Here is a 17,602-nt window from a genome sequence, read left to right on the forward strand (position 1 = left end):
ACAACGCAGATCGAGACAGGCACCACTGGCGAGCGCCACGTCAGAATTCGTCTCCAGGCCAGCCCTACTCGCTCAGTCAGCGCCTGAGGGGGACCATCGGCCGAAGGCGCTGGCGGAGCGGTTGTGGTGCGCCGGGCGCGGGCGGCGGCCGCCGCGGCGAGGACCTCACGTGGAGGCACATGGGGAGATCTCCCTTTCATCGCCCCATTGCACCCTCCCGAGGTTCGCGGGGTGAGGCAAATAACCGATTCGTCCAGTGGTTACGGTGCGTAGGTGCACGCCCGGGGAATCCCCGCACCGGTGGGCACAGAGCGTCACTTTTAGCCTGCAAGCTTCGACACCTGCGACATAAGGTCGCGGCCCCGTGGGGGTGGCTGGCACGATGGGCAGCGTGGCCGGCCTGACGTTGATCACTCCGCGGCTGTCCGCCGAGCAGCGCGACCGCGCGACCGTGCGGCTCCGCCAAGAGCAGGCGCGGGCGCAGCGGCTGGCCGCGCAGAAGCGGTGGCAGCCGAAGCAGGGGATGACCCTCCAAGCGCGTGCCGCGCTACGCGGCCGCGCTCTGGCCCACCGCGACCAGCTTCGCGCCCAGGGCAAGCTCCTGGACACGTGGGACACGCTGATGACGCACGCCGTACGGCTTGAGCTTGCCGACCGGGCGTGGGATGTGGACTGGCCGCCGCTGCCGCCGGACGCCCCTCACGCCAGCCGCTGGCCGGGCAGCCGGGAGCGGGGCTGGCAGGCGAAGATCAACGCCCGGATTCCGGTCAGCTCGTATGAGCAGGTGCAGGGCGGCTGCTACTGGACCAGCGCGGAGGCGATCAACGCGATCCGGGCCTGGCGCGACGACCACCCGGACGTCGTGACGGAGATGGACCACCCGGAGGCGTGGGCCCGCTACGAGGAACTGGCCCTCCAGGTGACGACGCCCGGGATGGTGTGGCGGGCCGCGATCGACCGGGTCGCCGGCACCTGACCACTCACCCCGAGGCGAAGGCCTCCGCCACCCACCAGCGCCACCAGAAGCTTGCAGGCTTAAATCGACACTATTAGCGCAGGTCAACGCCATGTTTCTGTCAGGATTTCAGGCTTGCGCTGGCCCCGCCGGCGGGCGTACGGTCAGGGCCTCACGCACCCCCGCCACACTTTCAGGAGGCATGAGCACGTGACCCCAACCGAGCCCGGCGTGATCCCCGCCGACCCGGACACCCGATACCTGCACCACGGCGACCGCATCACCCTCGACGAGCTGGCCGTCCACCTGAGCGCCGCAGCCCGCTGGCTGGACCACCTGGCGATCGCCGCCGAGAAGCCCGCCGTTCCGATCGAGCTCGGCGACAACGTGTGCGATCGCCTCACCGCGCTCAGCCGCGAGCTGGGGCAGCTCGGCGCCGACATCGGCAAGGTCGACGAGATCATCACCGAGCAGCGGCCGCTGGCCCCGTACCTGTCCATGCACGGGCGCGAACCGTGGGGCAGCCGAGCCCACGGCGAGGAGCCGGCCAAGTACGGCAAGCGGCTGTCCACGATCCTGTCGCTGCGGCAGATCGAGCGGCTCGCCCGCCACGACGAAGAGCCCTGGGCGAACCACGAGCCCGGCATCCCGTACCTGGAAGGCATCAAGGACCTGCCCGGCCTGGAGGAGTGGGAGTCGAAGCGTGCCGCTGACCGGCTCGCGCGCGCCCGCCATGCCGCCATCGACGCTCAGGCCAAGGAGGAGCTGTGCACCACGTGCCAGGCCAAGCCGGGCAGCTGGTGCCGGACGAAGAACGGGTTCGTCGCCGACACCTTCCACAAGCCACGCACCCGGGCCGCCACCGCGGTCGTGGACGAGCTGCTCGCCGAGCAGGCCGCAGCCGGGAAGGAGCGGGTCTGATGGTGCAGTTCCGAGCGATGGCGGATGACGGCCAGGCGGTACAGGACGTGCTCGCCGCGGTGATCCCGTGGCTGCGCGCCTGCCCTGACCTCATCATCAGCGACACCCGCGAGCTGGGGCACCGGGGTGGCGGCAGCCGGGTGGTGTTCGAGGTGCTGCTCGCCCGGCCGGCCGACGCCCCCGTCCGGGCGACGGCCGAGCGGGTCACCCCGCGAAGCCCGGCCCGGTCACCGGGCCGACGCGGGGCGGGTGGTCGCCGGCGGGCCCTGGATCCATGAGCCAGCGACGGCGAAGCAGAGCCAGGTCAGATCCCTTCCGGGCAGGTGAGCCGGTGCAGCTTCGTCCCGAGCGCCTCCAACCGGGCCAGCTCCTCCAACACAGCAAGGGAGCCGCGCCGCGCGGAGAAGCGTGGCGTGGTGACGACGCCGATCGCTTGCGTCCCCAGGCCTTGTAGCTTCCACTCGTCGGATGCGTAGACCACCCAGGCCTGGGCCAGTTGCATCCGCCGGCGGACCTGCTCGGCCTCCCGGTAGTCGTAGGCGCAGATCACAATCCTCATGCTGGCCGATGCCTCTGGGTGGTCGCGGCGCGTTCGGCGCGGGATTGATCACGCTGCCGCGCCAGCCGTAGCATCGCAGCGCACAGGAACACGGGGACGATCCCGACGCGGAACCCGGCCGGGATGCTGCTCGGCCACAGGAGTTGGGCGGCGAGCAGGCCCGCCATCACGGCCAGGAGCGCCTTCAGCTGGCTGACTGTGGCGCTGGTGGCCGGGTCGGCGTACACGCGCCAGGCGCGCGCCACCGCTTGCTGCAGGCGCGTCGCCCACGACATCTGAGGCTGTTGGTTGGGCGGGTTCACTGCGTCACCTCGTACACTTCGGCGATCTCCAGGTCGCGGTTGACCTCCACGCGGCCGGTCGGCCGGGCGTACAGCAGCGCTATTGCTCCCTCCAGGTCGTCGAAGCTCGTGGCGTGCGGTACGACGGGGACGGCGATCTGCTCGTGCGGGTCCAGGTGAGGCGGCCGTGGCCCCCACACGCCGTCCTGCGATGGGGGCAGCAGCCCAGGCGGCAGCGTCGGCGCCGGCCGCAACACGATGTGCGCGGTGCTGCCCGGCTGGGCCCGGAACGTGAAGCCGTACCCCAGCTTCCACTCGGGGGCCATCCACACGGTGTCGGGGGGCTCATCCGCTGGGGTCAGGTCTTTCCTGCCGACCACGACCAGGACGAACGGCTCACCGAGACGTTTCCCGATCTCCCGGCGCGCCCACGCCTTCAGCATCGGCGTGTCCTCATCCAGGCTGTACGGCATCAGCAGCCGCGTCTCCGCGTGCGGGACGCAGCCTTCCGGCACCGCGGCGCCGGCGATCGCGCTGATCCCGATGTGGCCCTCTCCGCCGTGCTGCACAGCCACGAGCGGCGCTGGGTCTTCCACCCAGAGCCGCACCCCGTACAGGGTGCCGAGCAGGATTCCGGGCTCGACGGGCGGCAACTCAGGCGGCAGCCGGGGATCATCGACATCGAGGACGCGTCCTTCGCCCAGCAACCGGGTCCGGACTGTTTCGATGTGCCGGGCCAGGTCGTATGCCTGCTCCAGGGTGAGGGTCTGCTCGACAGCAGCGCCCTGATCTGAGAGGTAGAGGCGGCGCGCCTCTTCGCGACGCTCGTGGACCAGCTTCATGACCGGGTGGCTGTGGACGTCGTCTCGGTCTGTCACAGCTCCATCTCCTCCATGCTGCGGCGGTGGATCTCGTTCTCCAGTCGGCTGATCACCAGGTCACGTTGACGTACGGTCCACGGCGCCCGTTTCGCCACGTGGCCGGCCACGGTGTGGTGGGCGGCCACGGCCAGGCGGGCGGTGAGGATGGGCAGCCACACGACGCAGTCCCGTGGCCAGCCGAGGGCGGCCTTACGACGAAGCTCCGCCACCGGCGCCGGATCGGACGGGATCGCCATGATCCGCGAGCGTTCCTGATCCACTGCCTCGTAACCCTCGACAGGCCCCAGCTCGCGATGAATCAACGGCAGCTGGTCGATCAGCGCACTCAGCATCCGCGTGCGCTGCAACATCGCAGACACCGCGGCGTCGCGCTCCCACTCGCTGATCAGCCGCTCGGTTCTGGCGGTCACCGCGCCAGGCACGTACCACAGGTAGCCCAGCACGACGTACACGAACACGATGTACGCGACCATTACGCCTTCACCCCCTCCATCCGAACGGCCCACCCGCGATGATCCGGCGGGTCTCCTCCAGGGCGGCGGCCTCCGCCGTCATGTGGTCGAGCAGCTGCTCGTGCGGGATGATCGCGTGGTAGCCGACCTTGCGGACCTTCGCGTACTTCGGGCCGTCGACGACGTGGCCGCAACTGTACGCCCGCCAGTTCTCGCCGTTGATGTTGCGGCGCTCGGCGACCACGCGCCCGGACAGGCACGCGGGGCAGCGCGGGCGGGCGTTCACACCAGCTCCTGAACGTTCAGCCGGAGGCTGCAGCGCGAGCAGATGATGATCCCGAACTGCGGCCCCTGGCCCGGGTCCGGGATGGACTTTCCGCCCTCGTGGCCGCCGTGAGGCTCATCGCACAGCGGGCACGGCAGCCAGTAGAAGCCATGTCGGCGGGCGTACCGCTCGTGGAAGCGACGCCACCGGTACGGCACGAGCCGCGCCCAGTACCGGGATGGCAGATGCCGGCTGTAGCTGGTGGCGAGCGGCGGCGTGTCGCGGATCTTCCAGTACCAGACGCGCTCAAGCAGGCTCAGCCGCGTCTTCGCCGCGTTCGCGCCCGGCGCCGCGATGTGGAGCGCCACACCTCCGAGCACGACGGAGAAGACGCCGAGAACGAGCGCAAACTCGGCCATGGGCCTACACACCGTCCTCGTGCTCAGCGTCCGCACCGGTGGCCGGCGCCCACGCTTCCCGCCAGCCCGATCCGGGATGCCGGTAGATGCGGGCGACGACGCGGATCGTCTGGCACGGGAACCCGCCGGCCTGGCACGCCGAACAGGCCACCTCCCGCGCAGGCGGGCCACCACCCACGCCGAACCGTACGATCTCCACCGGCGCGTGCAACAGCGCCAGGGCGCGGTGCTCGACTGTGTGCTCCTCGCCGACGTCCTCCGCCCACGACAGGCTGGCATCCAGCCAGCGGGTGAACGCAGCCAGGTCCTCCGCCACGTCCTCGGCCAGCGGCGGCACCTCGTAGACGACGCCGAAGTCGCCGCAGTTCTTGCAGGCCCCGACCGCCGGCTGCCCGGCCCCCGGTCTGGGGAGACGCGGGTCGAGATCCACCAGCAGACCATCGCGCGTGGCCACGTAGCAGAAGGTGCCGTCGTGCGCGACGAACCCGTTCACCGGCCGCCGCCGGCCGCGTCGAAGTTGCCAGGGCGGGAGCCGACAGGAGCCAGGTAAAGGCGGACCGGGCCGCCAGGGGGAATCGTCACGAAAGGACCTCTCCATGAGGGGAGAGGGAAGCTAGACGATTCCTGCGTTAACGTCCCTCCGCAGGTCAGAGACCTAGTTCTAACCTTCCGCGTCTTCCCCCGTCTGCGCCAGCTCCTCAGGGGTGGCCAGGCGTAGCGTCTGCCATCCCTCTCCGAACATCTCCGCTCGCCAGGACGACGGGAGCATTGTCTCCTTCGCGCCCGACGCCAGCCGCGCCCGGTTCAGCACAGCGTCCTCCATGCCTTGCGCGCCCTTGAACCTGACAGCGCCGTTGAAGGTCGTGCCTTCGAACTGAGGGGAGCGGTTGAAGGTCGCACCCTCGAACCGGGCGGTGCCGCAGAAGGTCGAATCATCGAACCAGGCGGTGCCGGTGACAGTCACGTCCTTGAACCCGGCGGAGCCGCTGAAGGTCACACCCCTGAACCCGGCGGTGCCGCTGAAGTTCGAATCATCGAACCAGGCGTTGCCGCTGACAGTCCCCCCCTCGAACCGGGCGACGGCGTTGAAGGTCACGCCCTCGAACCAGGCGGTGCCGTTGAAGGTCACGCCCTCGAACCAGGCAGCCCTGTTGAAAGTCGCACCATCGAACCAGGCGCCGTCGCTGAAGGTCGCATCCTCGAATTTGGCGAGGCTCCTGAAGGTCGCGCCCTGGAACCGGGCGAAGCTCTTGAAGGTCGCGCCCTGGAACCAGGCGGGGTCGTTGAAGGCCGCATCCTCGAACCCGGCGCGGTCGTTGAAGGTCGCGCCCTCGAACCAGGCGTCCCCGCTGAAGATCGCACCATCGAACTCCGCCTCCTGGATTCGGCAATTGCGGAGGTTGAACTCGATGAGGGTGGCACCACGCAGGTCGAGACCCATGCCAGGCCAGTGGTGGAGATTGGGGTCGGCAGGGCGGCGCTGCCACCAGCGGTGTGCGGGCGGGTTTTGGTGGCGCAGGTGGGCGACCAGAATGCGCTGGGCGGTCAGGCGAACCTGGCGCTCTTCGTGCGGGTCGTGCTTGGGGCCGGGTGAGGGCTTGGCGACGCCGCCGATGGCCACTCCCGGTACCCCGGGTTCCCGCTCCCGCTCAGGCTCCTTGTCGGCCGGGATCGTGTACGGCATGCGCAAGTACGCGCAGATCACGTCCACAATGGTCTGCCGCAGCGCCGGGGTGTCCTGGGCCAGGCGCTCCAGCGCGTACAAGCCGCCGAGGCGGACCGGTGCCTGGGCGCTGCCGAGCTGCTCGACCGCCTTCGTGTACAGCTCGGTCACCCGGCGCTCGGCGGCGTCGTGGGTGGTGTGCCAGCTAGCCACCTCCTGGTGACGCTGGCGCCGTACCGCCAGCAGCAACGTCACCCCTGCGCCGACGCCGGCCGCGGCAGCCAGCGCGGTGCGCAGCGCCTCGATCCGGAGGGAGATCTGCTGCGGGACGGGGACGCGCGGCAGGTCCTGCAGGAGCCACTGGGCGGCGCCCCAGGCGGCGGCGCCGATCAGCAGCGCGGATGGCAGCGCCCACCACCACAGGGAGCGGGGCGTGCGCAGCGCGGGCGGTGCGGCAGGTGGCGTGGAGTGTCGGAGGAAGCCCATGGCTCATTGCACCGCGCCGCGCGACGCCCGTGGAGCCTGGATGCTCAAGTCGTGATCTGACCGGAAATCCGACGCGCGACACGCCCTGGCCAGGTTTACACGTTGACCTCGACCAGGTCCGCCAGATCAATCCCCAACCGCGTCAGCTCCTGCACCGACTGGCAGTACCCCAACAGGTAGCGGGTCTCCCCGACCGTCTGACTCGCGCGCAACACCGGCCGGCCGTCCAACCGGATCAGCTCAACCTCCACGCCACGAGGGGCCCGCCACAACGCCACACACCCACACTACGAAACCCGACAAACCGGTCAACTCGCGCGCACGCGCAAAGCGGCTCGCGAAAGTCTCCCCCTCAGGGGCAACGATGCGGACCCATCGGCCGTACGGAACCCTGACAAGACGGGAGGGCCCGAACCCTCCTCTGCGGAGTTCGGGCCCTCCTGCCTGGCGTACCGGATTACCAGCCGCCCGCGTGGCGCATACCGCCGGTAACGCTCGCCGGTGCCCAACCGCCTGTGTCGCTGGGCGTCACCCAGCCGCTGCCGTGTCTTGTCATGGGGAGGAGCCTTCCATGTTGCGGAGGTCGTGGGCGAGGTCGCCGCGGTAGGGGTCGAGGATGCGGCGGAGGGTGAGCCAGAACCGCAGGGTCTGGAGGCGTGCGCGGTCGCGTCGGGCGGCGCAGGTCAGGGGGTCCGCGTGTGCCATTCCTTCTCCAGCGCGTCGGCGTGGGTGTCGATCTGGTTCGCGAGGTTGAGCAGCTCGGTGACGGTGGGGGCTGGGTACGGCAGCGCGGCCGCGTTGGCGACGGCGCGGCGCAGATGGTCTGCGGCTGCTGCTATCTCCTCGTGGGCTGCGGTGAGGCGCTGGTGGGAGATGTCGCGGGAGCCTTCTTCGGTGGCGTGGTCGGGGCGGGCGACAGCGTGAGCCCGCTTGAGGAATTCGGGGAGGCGGGCGGTGAGCGCTTCGGCTTCTTCCCACCGGAGAGCGGTAGGCCAGCGCGGATCGTCGGGCCTGGTGGCCGCGTGGCGTACCAGGGGCCAGATCTGGCGGCCGAGCTCGGCGATGACGCCGAGGGCGCGTTCGCGGCCGGTGGGGCAGTCGACGAGTGTGGGGTCGGTCTCGTAGATGCCGGCGGCTTCTCGGAGGTGGCCGGCTACGGCGTGGAGCAGCCGGGCGGCCCTGTCGGGCATCCCGGCTGCTTCGGTGTCGAGCTGGTGGGCGCGTTCGAGGAGGTTGCGCCGGGGATGGTACTGGTAGCCGGTCACGGGTCCAGGATTCCACGCGTGGGTGCGGCGGAGGCCTTGAGACGCTGGTTGTGTTCGAGCTGGTCGATGTCGAGGGGCGGGGGGAGCTTGATCCCGGCCAGGTTGGCGAGGTTGAGCGTCTTGTCGGTGTTGAAGCCGAGCGCTCGGGACATCTCGACGAACGTGGGGCACGGCCATGGGGCGTGGCGGCCGCGGGAGGTGCGGCATGTTGGGCAGAGCAGCGCCTTGTGCGGGTCGGCGGGGCGGTGGAGGTGGCCGAGGACGGCCATGGCGCGCAGGACGAGTTTGCCGTGGCTGGCTCCGGCGTAGGCCGCGATGGTGGTGAGGCGGTAGCCGTCGACGTCGTTCACCGGTAGCGCCACCCATCGTCGGGGCCGAGAAGCGTCCGGGTCTGTGCTTGGTGCTGCTCGCGTGTGGCGGTGGTGTCGGCGACGCCGAGTTCGTCGAGGATGCGGGCGACGTCGTCGAGGGTGGTGGGCTTGCGGTCGGCGAGGGCCTGGAAGAAGGCGGGGAACTGCGTGTAGGCGGCGAAGTGGGGGGTTCGCATCTGCACCTCGACCCAGGGGTCGAAGCCGGTGCCGCAGGTCACGGTGAATCCCCACAGGGTGTCGTGTCCGGGTTGCCACGCTCGGACGACGATCTCCGGTTTGAGGTCGTCGTTGTGGTGCCGGTAGTAGGTGGGGGCGGCCTGGTGGGCGGCGTCAGGCTCGGTCATCGGGGGCTGCTCCGTGGGGGCGGTGGACGGTGTTGAGGAGGCGGGGCCCGTGTTCGTCCCACCAGGCGCCGAGAAGGTCGTGGTTGTCGTTGGCGGAGGCAGTGGGCCAGATGCGGCGCCAGCGTGGTTCGCCGCGCTCGTCGGGTATCCACGCCTCGTCGAAGTGTTCCTCGCTGATCATGCCGAGGTCGGCTGGGTAATGCTCGAGCAGGGTGACCGGGTTGCCGGGGTAGGCGCGGTGAAGCTGCGCCCAGATGTGTTCGATGCCGTTGGTGATCGACAGGCCGGTGCCGGTTTCGGTCACCACGGCGAGGTAGCCTTCCCTGCCTCTGGCGTGGAGGGCGCGCCACACGGTGAGGTGCGCGTGCGCGGTCGGGGCTGGCCTGCCCGGGGTGGGGTACGTCCACCAGGAGTGCTCGTGCTCGAGGTCGATCGGGCGGGGGAGCGGGCGGATGCCGGTGCCGGTCATGGGGTGGATTCTCCTCCGGGTTCGGCGGCGGCACGGCGGCGTAGTGCTGCGCGCCACTGGCGGGCTACGGCTTCGACCTGGACGAGTTCGGTGTACAGCTTGTCGGGGTCGGGCTCGGCGAGCGCTTCGTAGACCTCCTCGAGGAGGATGCCGTCCCACGCGGTGTGGGGGTGCGGGGTCACGTAGTCGGAGTGGCCTCGGCAGTAGCCAGGCGTGACCGTGGTCCGGGTTCGCTCTTCGTTGATGTCCTTCCAGCGTTGTGCCCGGAAGGCGTACTCGTTGCGGGTGACGAAATCGTAGTCGCGGGGGTCCAGGTCGGGGTGATCTTGCTGGCCCCACGTGGCGTCCTGGCGGGCGAGCTCGTCGCGGATCTCCTGCTCCTCTGGGGAGGCTACGAGGTCTGCGGCGGCCGGGGTGGCAACGTGGCCGTCGCCGCTGAGGAGAAGGGCTGCGGACGACCAGGCCTGGGCGGTGTGCTGGTGTGTCTCTCGCTGGGCGGAGGAGGTGGCGGCCTCGGCTCGTTCGGTGGCGGCTTCGGCGCGTTCGTGGAGGATGCCGGCCAGGCCGTCGCGGACCTCGCGGATGGCGCGCTCGATGTAGGCGGTCATGGGGGGCGCTTGTCCGGTGACGAGGATCGCGGTGGGGCAGTCGGGCAGACCGCAGACGCAGACGCGGCTGCCGGTTTCGGCGGCTTGGTGGTGTTCGGCTATGGCCGACAAGAGTTGCCGGTAGTGGTCTTCGCGCTTGTACCAGTGGTCGATGGTCCGCTGGTCGATCGTCTCGGGGGTGATCTTCTGGCGGGGCAGAGCGCGGAGGAGGTGGTGGATTGCGTCGGCGTTGCCGACGTCTTCGGTGGTCATGGGCGGTCGTGTCCGTTCTTGGAGGGTGGTCGGGTGGTGCGGTCATGGATGGCCACGAGGGCGAGGATGGGGCCGCCGGCGACTGCGCCCACGATGACGAACAGCCACATTGCGGCGGTTGGCCATCGCAGGAGGGCGGCCAGCCGGTCGAACCGGTGCCGGATGATCGGTGAGCGCCGGATCCGGTGGGCGGCCCAGCCGCCGCTGGCGATGCCTGCGGCGGCGTAGAGAAGGGCCAGGCCCACCAGGAGCGCGTCGAGTACGTCAGCCACTTGCGCCATTGAGGGTCACGCGGGGGGTCCTGGTGGTGGCGGCGATGGCGGCGCGGACCTTGTCGAGGCGGCCGTGGCTGAAGCCCGCGATCTGGAGCAGTTGCTCATCGGTGCGGGTGGTGAAGTCGGCGTAGGTGACGATGGGCGGGTCAGCCTTCTCCAGGGGCTTGGTGGCGTGCCATGTCAGGTCGGGCAGGTCGGCGAGAGGCATGTCGACGGGCGGGCGGTTCGGCCACCAGGCCTCGTGCAGCTCCTGGCGGCACAGCGCGCACCACTGCCCTTGGGAACTGGCCCCGCCGCACTCCGTGCACCTGTCGCGGGCGATACGGTCCGGTTCGGCCTGCCCGGTGGCCACGGCGATGCAGGCCGGGCACATGCCGTCCGGGAGAGTGCCGGCGGCGATGTCGTTCAGGACGTCGCGGTTCACCCCTTCGTCGGGGGCGACGGTCATGCGTTCGCAGGTGGCCAGGCACAGGACACCCGGGTCGGGGAGCAGGCCGAGGAACGAGGGGATGCTGTGGCGCAGCCCGGCCTCGGCGGTGGCGTAGGGGCTGTAGGGGTTCGGCGAGATCGTGTCAGCCATCGGTGGATCTCCTGGGAAGGGTGAAGACCTGCACGCGGCCGAGCGGGCAGGTGGCGGGGTCGTGGGGCGGGTCCATGGGGAACTGCTGATGCTGGGGTGGGCAGGTGCAGGCGGGCGGCGGGAAGTGGGTGTCGCGTTTGCTGCAGGTCGGGCAGCATGGTTCGTAGGTGAGCCGCACCGTGTCCTGGCAGGCGTCGTAGGGTGTGCCGCAGTTCTCGCACGCGCCGTCATCGCTGGCCGTACAGGCGGGCGCGTTGGCGAGCTGGTGGGCGATGCGGAGCGCAGTGTCGCAGTCGAAGCGCAGGTGTTCTCGCTCGCTGGGCTCGTGAGGGAGTGCGAGGACGGAGATCCACGTGCCGTCGTGCTGGTAGAGGTCGTGGATGGCCTTGGTGGCGTCGATGCGCTGGATCCACCAGGCTCCGCTGCGCAGGCGGCTGACCTCGTACGTTTCGGTGTCGCTGCCTGTGCGGTGGAAGGTGAAGGTGGTGGCGTGATCCAGCGGATCGAATGCGGCGGGAGCGGGGCGGAGCGTGATGTGGGGGTCGTCGGTTCGGCAGTAGGTGAAGTAGCCGCTCCGGCCTTGCCCGCGGCGGATGCCGTACCGGTGCGGATCTCTGCGGTCGACCTCGCCGATGGTGCCGCGCACGACAAGTTCGACGGGGTCGCCGAGCTGGAATGCGTGGGCGGGCTCGTCTTCGGGGGTGAGGGGCTGCATGTGTTCTCCAAGGAGGTGAAGGCGGAGCCAGGTTGGCGCCGCCCATCCAGCGCGAATGCGGCCAGGGCGGCGTCGGATCAGCGGTGGGCGGCGTGGGCGCGGTGCTCGAGTTCGTAGTCGGCACAGTCCCAGCCGTGCTCGTTGCACCATCCGTCGTGCGTGGGGTGGCCGTCACGGCAGGAGGGGAGGCAGAGGGTGCGTAGATCGTCCAGGAGAGGCGGGGCGTCGGGGCCGAGCGGCAGGTCGTGGTCGGTGTAGGCGGTGACGAGGGCGTTCATCATGTGCCACGCGATGTTGGGGTGTGCGGTGCCTTCCCGGACGCGCCGCAGGGCGCCGGTGAGACGTTCGGTCACATGCTGCGGGGTCAGCTCGGCGCGCTGGCGGAACTCGACGATTTCCTGGTCGTCGTCGTGATGGGGGTAGGAGAAGACAATCAGGTTGCTGGTCATACGAGGTTCCGATCGCGGGTGTGAGGGCCCCGGCGGTGGGCCGGGGCCGTTCGTGGTCAGCGAGGGGTGGCGTCCTTGGTCAGGCGGGCCGTCCGGGTGGTGTCGTCGATGTGCATGCGGCGTTCGCGGAGGTAGGCGTCGGCGAGCGCGGCCAGTACGGCGGTGTAGGCGGGGGAGCGGTCGTCGGGGTTGGTGATGCCGAGCCTGCGGCGGAGCCAGGTGGCGGCGGTGCCTCGGTCGCGGGTGGCGGCGGTGGGGATGCCGAACCCTGCGGCGTGTCCGCGCAGGTAGTCGATGGCGTAGGTGCGGGGGTACTGGTCGGGGATGGCGGCGGTGGTGGCGCGTTCGGCGGTGTTGATGCCGCAGGTGATCCAGGCGGGCAGGGTGTTGGTCGCCATGTCACTTTCCTCCACTAGGGCCGCTATCTCTTTACTAGCTTAATATTACAGTCTATTTAATTCGTGAGCAAGCGGTGCACCCCTCAAGTCTGAGACGTCACTCGGTCGTTACGTTGCCGCAGTGCAGGCTGCATTCCTCGCCGTGGGCGCGGTCGGCTTCGAGCACGTCGGGGACCAGTTCCTCGCACTCGTCGCACTGGTAGACGGTGACCTCTTCCCCGGCGCGGACCATGGTGTTCGGGGTGGTGGAGATCGCGCCGCCGGGCAGGAGGTGATCCCGCTCCAGGTGCTCGATGGCGGCTTTGGTCAGGTCGCCCAGCGCGTCAGCCGCGTCGATGAAGCGGCCGCAGACGGAGCAGGCGACCTCGTGACCATCATCATCGGTCTCGATCACGGCTGCGAGGTTCAACAGCTTGACGAGGCCGGCCAGCGTGGGGGGCGCCAAGAGCATCAGACGTCTCCTTCGGTTTCGAGTGAGGTGATGGAAGCCACGCTGCGGAAGGCGATGATGGGGACGCCTTCGCCGCTCGCCGTGGCGTCGATGACGAGGCAGTGCGGCATGGTGTTACGGATGGAACTGCCCTGCTTCCGGCCGATGGCCAGCAGCACACCGGTGTAGGTATGGCAGGTGGGGCTCCCGTAGCCGGTGCCGAACTCGGCCGTGACGCGGACGGTGCGCCCGATCAGCGGAGTGGCGCGCCGGGCTACCTCGGTGTCCTTCATGATTCGGGTTCCTTCCTGCCGGGTGTCGGCGTTGCCCGGGGCGAGGCCACCCGGGGTGGCCTCGCCTTCGTCAGCGGGCGGCGGAGTCTTCGGCGATTCGGGAGGCGCGGGTCTTCTCGTCGAGGGCGCGGCCGAGTTCGCGGAGGCGGGCGTCGGCGAGGGCGGCCAGGACGTTGGTGAAGGCCGGGGAGCGGTGGTCCGGGTCGGAGATGCCGAGCTGGAAGCGGAGCCAGTCGGCGACGTTGATCACGTCCTGGGACATCCCGAACTTGTCGCGGTGGATGAAGAGGTATTCGAAGGCGTAGGTGCGGGGGTAGTGCTGGGCGGCGGCCGGGGTGGTTTCCTCGACGGCGGCGATGCCGTTGGTGATCCAGGCCGGGATGCGCATGAGGCCGATCGGGGGCTGCAGTCGCAGGGTGTTCACGGAGACTCCAATCGAAGGGGGCCACAGCTTGTTACAGCTCAAATAATACAGTCTATTTACTTGATGGGCAAGGGAATGCGGCCCCCATCCGTGCGGAGGTTAGGTGTCGATCGTTACCGCCCGCATGATCGACGTGAAGTCGGCGAGCTGGCGATGCGGGACGGTCACCTCGGTCTCCAGCGAGACACCGGCCCACCGAAGGCCCAGGTGCACGTCTCCGTCCTGCACGCGAAAGCGCAGCACGGTGTCGTCGCCCGCGGGGATGTCAACCCATCCTCCGGTGGCCGGGTGCGCCAGCGCCCTGTCGAGCAGGCGGATGAGCGTGTTCGTCGCGTCCTCGTTCAGGGAGACGTCCCAGTCGCCGAGCCGGAGGTCGATCTTGCCTGGTCCGTCGAGGTACAGGATCAGGACATGGTCGTTGGTGAACCGGAGTGGTAGCCGGCGATCTGGCTCATCGCGGTAGCTCCTGGTCGAGGTCGAGGTCGTAGCTGCCCACGGGTATGTGCAGGAAACCAGGGGACTGGCTGCACGAGAGAAGGCCGACGACCTCGCCCATGGCGACGGCGTGGCTCGGGAGGTAGTCCCAGGGTCGGCCGGGCATGGCGAGCGGCGCCTGCAGGAGGTCGGACCAGGTGAGCTGCTTGGTGCAGTAGAGGCACCAGGCGTCGCCGCCGAGGTTGAGCATGTCGAGGTGGAGGGTGACGGGCGAGACCTCGGGGAGGCGGTCCATCGCGGTCCGGAAGGGGTTGGAGTAGTGGCGGCGCGCGGCCTGCCTGGTGGTGCTCATGCTGTTCTTTCTGGCCTGTGGGAGGTGGTCGCTGAGGTTGCCGCCGCCCCGGCCTTCCGGGGCGGCGGGCCAGGGGCTAGACGGCGGCGTCCCGGTACAGCTCCACGATCTTGCTGACCTTGCGGGTGACCTTCACGTAGGCGAGCGGCCCGGTGTTCGCCGCCTTCCTCCGCTGGAAGGCGGTCCGCGCGCGGTCGATCTCGGCCTGCACGTACGCCTCCTTGCTGCCTGCGGCCTCCACTTCGGCGGCGTACTCGGCCATCTCCTTCTGCTTGCGCTCGGGCGTGTAGAGGCTGGCGAAATCGGTGTAGTGGCTGTTCGTGCCATCGGCCATGGTCGTCTTGAAGGCCCAGGTCTGGCGCGCCTGGCGGGCGGCGGCGCTGGTCGCGTCGTCTTCGGTCGCGGGCTCGCACACGGCGTAGATTCGCGCGGATTCGTCCAGGGCGCCCTGGGTGGTGTAGGAGACCTCGGCGCGAGTCCGGGTGACCTTGGTGACGATCCCGCGCCGGTACTGGCCGCGCGAGTACACCCAGACGATCTCGCCTTCGGCCGTGGCGGTGACGGGGATGAGTCCCGCGTCGCCAGGGGCCGTGGTGGCGGGCAGTGCGGCGACGAGGCCGACGAGGCGGTCAAGAAGGTCGGTGGGGTTCACGTGGATGGAAGTGCTGGTCATGGTGGTTCTCCCTGGCTTCACTAGTTGGGGCCGCATCCCCTTGCGTTTCCAACGATACAGCTTATTTAGCATTTGGCAAGGCCAAGCCTTGGACACAACGCCTGCCTGCTGACGCCCTGAATGAGCTGCGCTCCCGAGCACCACGCGCCCGGCGCATGAGATCAGCTCGAACGTGGTCCAGTTCCCGGGGGAGAGCTCTGATCGTCTTCTCTGTTGATGCCATCGGGCTCTTCACCCGCGTCGTCGCTCAGCAATACCCACTCGTTCTTCTGGGTGAAGTTCTCACCGATCTGGCACCCATGTTGATGAACGATCCTGATATTCGCTGGTCGGCTTCGCGGACGCTCACCGGCAGGGATGGCGCGTTGCTGGCGGCGGGAGCTGATGTGGGAGACCGCGGTGCTCAGGGCAACGCTGGCCACGACCATCAGCCCGAGAGCCCACACGGGGAGCGGCAGGCCGAGGACGCCAGCGATGATGACGACGATCGGGAACACCGGGGATAGCAGTATGGCGACTACTTCCCAAGGGGTGCGGCCCCTCCCCGCGTCGAAATACACTCCGCTCTCGCGACGAGCGCCAGCTCTCCCGCGGTACACAAGGGAGTCGACGGCTTCGGGCGAACAGCCCATGTCCCGGCCGATTTCCTCGCTGGACTCTCCTTCGATATCGCGTCGCCACACGGCTTCGCGCTGCCGCTTCGGCAGCCGCCGTAGCCTCGCCGTCACCTCAATCCTGTCCTCGACGTCTTCGGCGCTACGTGTACGAGGCTGATTGATCTGGCGGTCCGGGTCCTCGCGGTCGCGGTCGCTCGCCTCCCCGCGCTTGCTGTCGTCGTCGACCCGGTCCGACAGCAGCCCGTCGACGATCCTTAATAGGTAGCCGAAGTAGCCGCGGTCGATCGTGTGCCAGTAAGGCCGGGCCTTCTCGAACGCCTCTTGGACGATACCCTCGGTGTCGGCGACGCTCTCCGGCAGTTTCAGGTCGTTGACCCGGTACTGGACGTGCCGCAGAAGCGGGGCGCGGTACTTGCGGTAGCCCTCCTCGAATGTGAGGGGCGTCCACTGTGGGGGGATGGGCCCACTGTCGTCGTTGTCAGCGGGCCCTACGGAAGGTTCGGTCACGGCCGCTTGCGCTCCTTCGTGCGTGGAGCCGTGGGAGAGAGCCGGGCGATCGTGGCCTCAGCGAGGCCGACGAGCACGGGTCGACTCCAGTGCATCACACGCCGGCACATCGCGGCGGCCAATTGACCGGCGATCACGCCGGCCCCGGCCGTGACGAAGGTGTCGAGCAGTTCCTGAGTGATCACTTACGCCTCCAACGAGGGTGCAGCGGGGCCGCTGCGGTTCCGAGTGCTGCTGTCGGTAAGGGAGAGGCGAATTTCCATGATCATCTGACGGAATTGGTTTCAAGATTTTTTAAGGGGTTCCAGGCGTCGGGGCTCCGTCCAGGCGGTAGACCCTAAGGCGGTTTCATGACAGGCGAAGACCCTCTCCTCATTACTCACGACAATGCACGTTGTCACAAGATCTACTAGAATCGGGTCCATGGCGCACCCCAACGAGCCCGTCACGACCCTCCAGGCGCTCATCGCCGACACCATCCGCTCCACAGCGCGAGCCGAATGGGACGAGGTGCCGGACGGCAACGTGTGCGAGATCTACCCTGACGACACCGCCGCGCGCATCATCGAAGCCCTTACCTCCCCGAAGGGACATGAGCATGCCCACCACGCCTGACTCCGTCTACGACTACGACCGCCAGCCGAACGCATCCGCATGGAGGCGCAAGCCGGACCCGTGCCCGCTCTGGTGCACCGGACAGAGCGCCGACCCCTGTCCGACCCACCACAGCGAGGGCGACGGCGACGGCTTCACCTCACTGTTCCTCACCCAGTTGCGTAGCAACAGCGTCCTCATCCAGACGCCCGACGACGCCGCGCCCACCATCGTCATCGGGCAGAAGGGCCGGACGGGCGAGCAGAGCAAGGTCCGGCTCTCCCCCGCCAGTGCGAACGCCCTCGCCGACGTCCTCGACAACCTCAGCGCGGGGAGATGGACCCTCGCGGAGTTCGCCGATGCGCTCCGCAAGACGGCCCAGCTCGCCACCGGCCAGGAAGGCGAGCAGCCATGACATCCCAACCGTGGTACCGAGCCGATCGCGACAAGCTCGCCGCCGAAGCCCGCCAGCTCTGGGACAAGCCGTCCGAGGGCGAACGCACGGTCACGATCAACGAGTCGAAGCTGTGGGCGCTCCAGAGACTGCTCCAAGGCTTCGTCCACACCGACACCAGCCTCGACGAGCCCATCTACAAGCTCGGCCAGGAGGCGATCATGGACCTGTTCGGAGAGCTCGGCCGCCAGAACATTCACCAGGAAGGCGCGTAG

Annotated in this window: 33 protein-coding genes; 6 read left to right on the top strand and 27 right to left on the bottom strand. The window is 69.0% G+C overall.

The window, feature by feature from the left end; translation table 11 throughout:
* Positions 1 to 364: 364 nt before the first annotated feature.
* The 3 genes from ACFWYW_RS46765 to ACFWYW_RS46775 all read left to right on the top strand — a co-directional run bounded on the left by ACFWYW_RS46765 (position 365) and on the right by ACFWYW_RS46775 (position 2,154).
* On the top strand, positions 365 to 976 hold the full coding sequence (locus tag ACFWYW_RS46765) for a hypothetical protein (RefSeq protein ID WP_379641289.1): 612 nt from the start codon (positions 365 to 367) through the stop codon (positions 974 to 976).
* Positions 977 to 1,165: 189 nt separating this feature from the next.
* On the top strand, positions 1,166 to 1,876 hold the full coding sequence (locus ACFWYW_RS46770; protein ID WP_379623991.1) for a hypothetical protein: 711 nt from the start codon (positions 1,166 to 1,168) through the stop codon (positions 1,874 to 1,876).
* Positions 1,876 to 2,154: a hypothetical protein gene (locus ACFWYW_RS46775; protein ID WP_379623989.1), complete on the top strand. Its 279-nt coding sequence runs from the start codon at positions 1,876 to 1,878 to the stop codon at positions 2,152 to 2,154. Before ACFWYW_RS46770 ends, ACFWYW_RS46775 begins: the two co-directional genes overlap by 1 nt.
* A gap of 26 nt (positions 2,155 to 2,180) precedes the next feature.
* Here ACFWYW_RS46775 and ACFWYW_RS46780 read toward each other — a convergent pair whose 3' ends face one another.
* From ACFWYW_RS46780 to ACFWYW_RS46910, 27 genes are all read right to left on the bottom strand, one after another.
* Positions 2,181 to 2,435, bottom strand: coding sequence for a hypothetical protein (locus ACFWYW_RS46780; RefSeq protein WP_379623987.1), 255 nt, complete (start codon positions 2,433 to 2,435; stop codon positions 2,181 to 2,183).
* Complete coding sequence (locus tag ACFWYW_RS46785) at positions 2,432 to 2,710, bottom strand: hypothetical protein (protein ID WP_379623985.1); 279 nt, start codon at positions 2,708 to 2,710, stop codon at positions 2,432 to 2,434. The genes ACFWYW_RS46780 and ACFWYW_RS46785 overlap by 4 nt, the downstream gene beginning before the upstream one ends.
* Before the next feature lie 23 nt (positions 2,711 to 2,733).
* Entirely contained in the window at positions 2,734 to 3,594 is an 861-nt protein-coding gene (locus ACFWYW_RS46790) for a hypothetical protein (RefSeq protein WP_379623983.1), read from the bottom strand.
* A complete protein-coding gene (locus ACFWYW_RS46795) occupies positions 3,591 to 4,070 on the bottom strand; it encodes a hypothetical protein (protein WP_379623981.1) in 480 nt (159 codons plus the stop codon). Before ACFWYW_RS46795 ends, ACFWYW_RS46790 begins: the two co-directional genes overlap by 4 nt.
* Positions 4,071 to 4,077: 7 nt before the next feature.
* Positions 4,078 to 4,335, bottom strand: a complete 258-nt coding sequence (locus tag ACFWYW_RS46800) for a hypothetical protein (protein WP_379623979.1) — start codon at positions 4,333 to 4,335, stop codon at positions 4,078 to 4,080.
* Complete coding sequence (locus tag ACFWYW_RS46805; protein WP_379623977.1) at positions 4,332 to 4,733, bottom strand: hypothetical protein; 402 nt, start codon at positions 4,731 to 4,733, stop codon at positions 4,332 to 4,334. The genes ACFWYW_RS46800 and ACFWYW_RS46805 overlap by 4 nt, the downstream gene beginning before the upstream one ends.
* Positions 4,734 to 4,737: 4 nt before the next feature.
* Complete coding sequence (locus ACFWYW_RS46810; protein WP_379623975.1) at positions 4,738 to 5,226, bottom strand: hypothetical protein; 489 nt, start codon at positions 5,224 to 5,226, stop codon at positions 4,738 to 4,740.
* 168 nt (positions 5,227 to 5,394) lie between these two features.
* Positions 5,395 to 6,882: a pentapeptide repeat-containing protein gene (locus ACFWYW_RS46815; protein WP_379623973.1), complete on the bottom strand. Its 1,488-nt coding sequence runs from the start codon at positions 6,880 to 6,882 to the stop codon at positions 5,395 to 5,397.
* 95 nt (positions 6,883 to 6,977) lie between these two features.
* Complete coding sequence (locus ACFWYW_RS46820) at positions 6,978 to 7,133, bottom strand: hypothetical protein (protein WP_379623971.1); 156 nt, start codon at positions 7,131 to 7,133, stop codon at positions 6,978 to 6,980.
* Positions 7,134 to 7,434: 301 nt separating this feature from the next.
* Positions 7,435 to 7,587 carry a hypothetical protein gene (locus tag ACFWYW_RS46825; protein ID WP_379623969.1) on the bottom strand — a complete coding sequence of 51 codons (153 nt, stop codon included), beginning with the start codon at positions 7,585 to 7,587 and terminating at the stop codon, positions 7,435 to 7,437.
* Positions 7,566 to 8,147 (bottom strand): hypothetical protein, encoded by a 582-nt coding sequence (locus ACFWYW_RS46830; protein ID WP_379623967.1) that lies wholly within the window; start codon positions 8,145 to 8,147, stop codon positions 7,566 to 7,568. Before ACFWYW_RS46830 ends, ACFWYW_RS46825 begins: the two co-directional genes overlap by 22 nt.
* Positions 8,144 to 8,497: a hypothetical protein gene (locus ACFWYW_RS46835; protein ID WP_379623965.1), complete on the bottom strand. Its 354-nt coding sequence runs from the start codon at positions 8,495 to 8,497 to the stop codon at positions 8,144 to 8,146. The genes ACFWYW_RS46830 and ACFWYW_RS46835 overlap by 4 nt, the downstream gene beginning before the upstream one ends.
* Positions 8,494 to 8,862, bottom strand: coding sequence for a hypothetical protein (locus tag ACFWYW_RS46840; protein WP_379623963.1), 369 nt, complete (start codon positions 8,860 to 8,862; stop codon positions 8,494 to 8,496). The genes ACFWYW_RS46835 and ACFWYW_RS46840 overlap by 4 nt, the downstream gene beginning before the upstream one ends.
* The gene (locus ACFWYW_RS46845) at positions 8,849 to 9,331 is read right to left on the bottom strand and encodes a hypothetical protein (protein ID WP_379623961.1); all 483 of its coding nucleotides are present in this window, start codon (positions 9,329 to 9,331) and stop codon (positions 8,849 to 8,851) included. The genes ACFWYW_RS46840 and ACFWYW_RS46845 overlap by 14 nt, the downstream gene beginning before the upstream one ends.
* Positions 9,328 to 10,191, bottom strand: coding sequence for a hypothetical protein (locus tag ACFWYW_RS46850; RefSeq protein ID WP_379623959.1), 864 nt, complete (start codon positions 10,189 to 10,191; stop codon positions 9,328 to 9,330). The genes ACFWYW_RS46845 and ACFWYW_RS46850 overlap by 4 nt, the downstream gene beginning before the upstream one ends.
* Positions 10,188 to 10,463 carry a hypothetical protein gene (locus tag ACFWYW_RS46855; RefSeq protein WP_379623957.1) on the bottom strand — a complete coding sequence of 92 codons (276 nt, stop codon included), beginning with the start codon at positions 10,461 to 10,463 and terminating at the stop codon, positions 10,188 to 10,190. Before ACFWYW_RS46855 ends, ACFWYW_RS46850 begins: the two co-directional genes overlap by 4 nt.
* Positions 10,456 to 11,046 carry a hypothetical protein gene (locus tag ACFWYW_RS46860; RefSeq protein WP_379623955.1) on the bottom strand — a complete coding sequence of 197 codons (591 nt, stop codon included), beginning with the start codon at positions 11,044 to 11,046 and terminating at the stop codon, positions 10,456 to 10,458. The genes ACFWYW_RS46855 and ACFWYW_RS46860 overlap by 8 nt, the downstream gene beginning before the upstream one ends.
* Positions 11,039 to 11,761, bottom strand: coding sequence for a hypothetical protein (locus ACFWYW_RS46865; RefSeq protein WP_379623953.1), 723 nt, complete (start codon positions 11,759 to 11,761; stop codon positions 11,039 to 11,041). Before ACFWYW_RS46865 ends, ACFWYW_RS46860 begins: the two co-directional genes overlap by 8 nt.
* A gap of 77 nt (positions 11,762 to 11,838) precedes the next feature.
* Positions 11,839 to 12,210: a hypothetical protein gene (locus ACFWYW_RS46870; protein ID WP_379623951.1), complete on the bottom strand. Its 372-nt coding sequence runs from the start codon at positions 12,208 to 12,210 to the stop codon at positions 11,839 to 11,841.
* 56 nt (positions 12,211 to 12,266) lie between these two features.
* Complete coding sequence (locus ACFWYW_RS46875) at positions 12,267 to 12,608, bottom strand: hypothetical protein (RefSeq protein ID WP_379623949.1); 342 nt, start codon at positions 12,606 to 12,608, stop codon at positions 12,267 to 12,269.
* 97 nt (positions 12,609 to 12,705) lie between these two features.
* On the bottom strand, positions 12,706 to 13,059 hold the full coding sequence (locus ACFWYW_RS46880) for a hypothetical protein (protein WP_379623947.1): 354 nt from the start codon (positions 13,057 to 13,059) through the stop codon (positions 12,706 to 12,708).
* Entirely contained in the window at positions 13,059 to 13,331 is a 273-nt protein-coding gene (locus ACFWYW_RS46885) for a hypothetical protein (RefSeq protein WP_379623945.1), read from the bottom strand. The genes ACFWYW_RS46880 and ACFWYW_RS46885 overlap by 1 nt, the downstream gene beginning before the upstream one ends.
* 70 nt (positions 13,332 to 13,401) lie before the next feature.
* Positions 13,402 to 13,755, bottom strand: coding sequence for a hypothetical protein (locus tag ACFWYW_RS46890; protein ID WP_379623943.1), 354 nt, complete (start codon positions 13,753 to 13,755; stop codon positions 13,402 to 13,404).
* A 451-nt stretch (positions 13,756 to 14,206) separates the two neighbouring features.
* Positions 14,207 to 14,542 (bottom strand): hypothetical protein, encoded by a 336-nt coding sequence (locus tag ACFWYW_RS46895; RefSeq protein WP_379623941.1) that lies wholly within the window; start codon positions 14,540 to 14,542, stop codon positions 14,207 to 14,209.
* A gap of 76 nt (positions 14,543 to 14,618) precedes the next feature.
* On the bottom strand, positions 14,619 to 15,215 hold the full coding sequence (locus tag ACFWYW_RS46900; RefSeq protein WP_379623939.1) for a hypothetical protein: 597 nt from the start codon (positions 15,213 to 15,215) through the stop codon (positions 14,619 to 14,621).
* A gap of 161 nt (positions 15,216 to 15,376) precedes the next feature.
* Positions 15,377 to 16,339, bottom strand: a complete 963-nt coding sequence (locus tag ACFWYW_RS46905; RefSeq protein ID WP_379623937.1) for an RNA polymerase sigma factor — start codon at positions 16,337 to 16,339, stop codon at positions 15,377 to 15,379.
* A complete protein-coding gene (locus tag ACFWYW_RS46910) occupies positions 16,336 to 16,524 on the bottom strand; it encodes a hypothetical protein (RefSeq protein WP_379623935.1) in 189 nt (62 codons plus the stop codon). Before ACFWYW_RS46910 ends, ACFWYW_RS46905 begins: the two co-directional genes overlap by 4 nt.
* 238 nt (positions 16,525 to 16,762) lie before the next feature.
* Between ACFWYW_RS46910 and ACFWYW_RS46915 the strand changes: the two genes are divergently transcribed.
* The 3 genes from ACFWYW_RS46915 to ACFWYW_RS46925 are packed head-to-tail and all read left to right on the top strand — an operon-like array spanning position 16,763 to position 17,602.
* Entirely contained in the window at positions 16,763 to 16,954 is a 192-nt protein-coding gene (locus tag ACFWYW_RS46915; protein ID WP_379623933.1) for a hypothetical protein, read from the top strand.
* Positions 16,938 to 17,348 (top strand): hypothetical protein, encoded by a 411-nt coding sequence (locus ACFWYW_RS46920; RefSeq protein WP_379623931.1) that lies wholly within the window; start codon positions 16,938 to 16,940, stop codon positions 17,346 to 17,348. The genes ACFWYW_RS46915 and ACFWYW_RS46920 overlap by 17 nt, the downstream gene beginning before the upstream one ends.
* The gene (locus ACFWYW_RS46925) at positions 17,345 to 17,602 is read left to right on the top strand and encodes a hypothetical protein (protein ID WP_379623929.1); all 258 of its coding nucleotides are present in this window, start codon (positions 17,345 to 17,347) and stop codon (positions 17,600 to 17,602) included. The genes ACFWYW_RS46920 and ACFWYW_RS46925 overlap by 4 nt, the downstream gene beginning before the upstream one ends.

The sequence above is a fragment of the Nonomuraea sp. NPDC059023 genome (assembly GCF_042740095.1).
Classification (GTDB): domain Bacteria; phylum Actinomycetota; class Actinomycetes; order Streptosporangiales; family Streptosporangiaceae; genus Nonomuraea.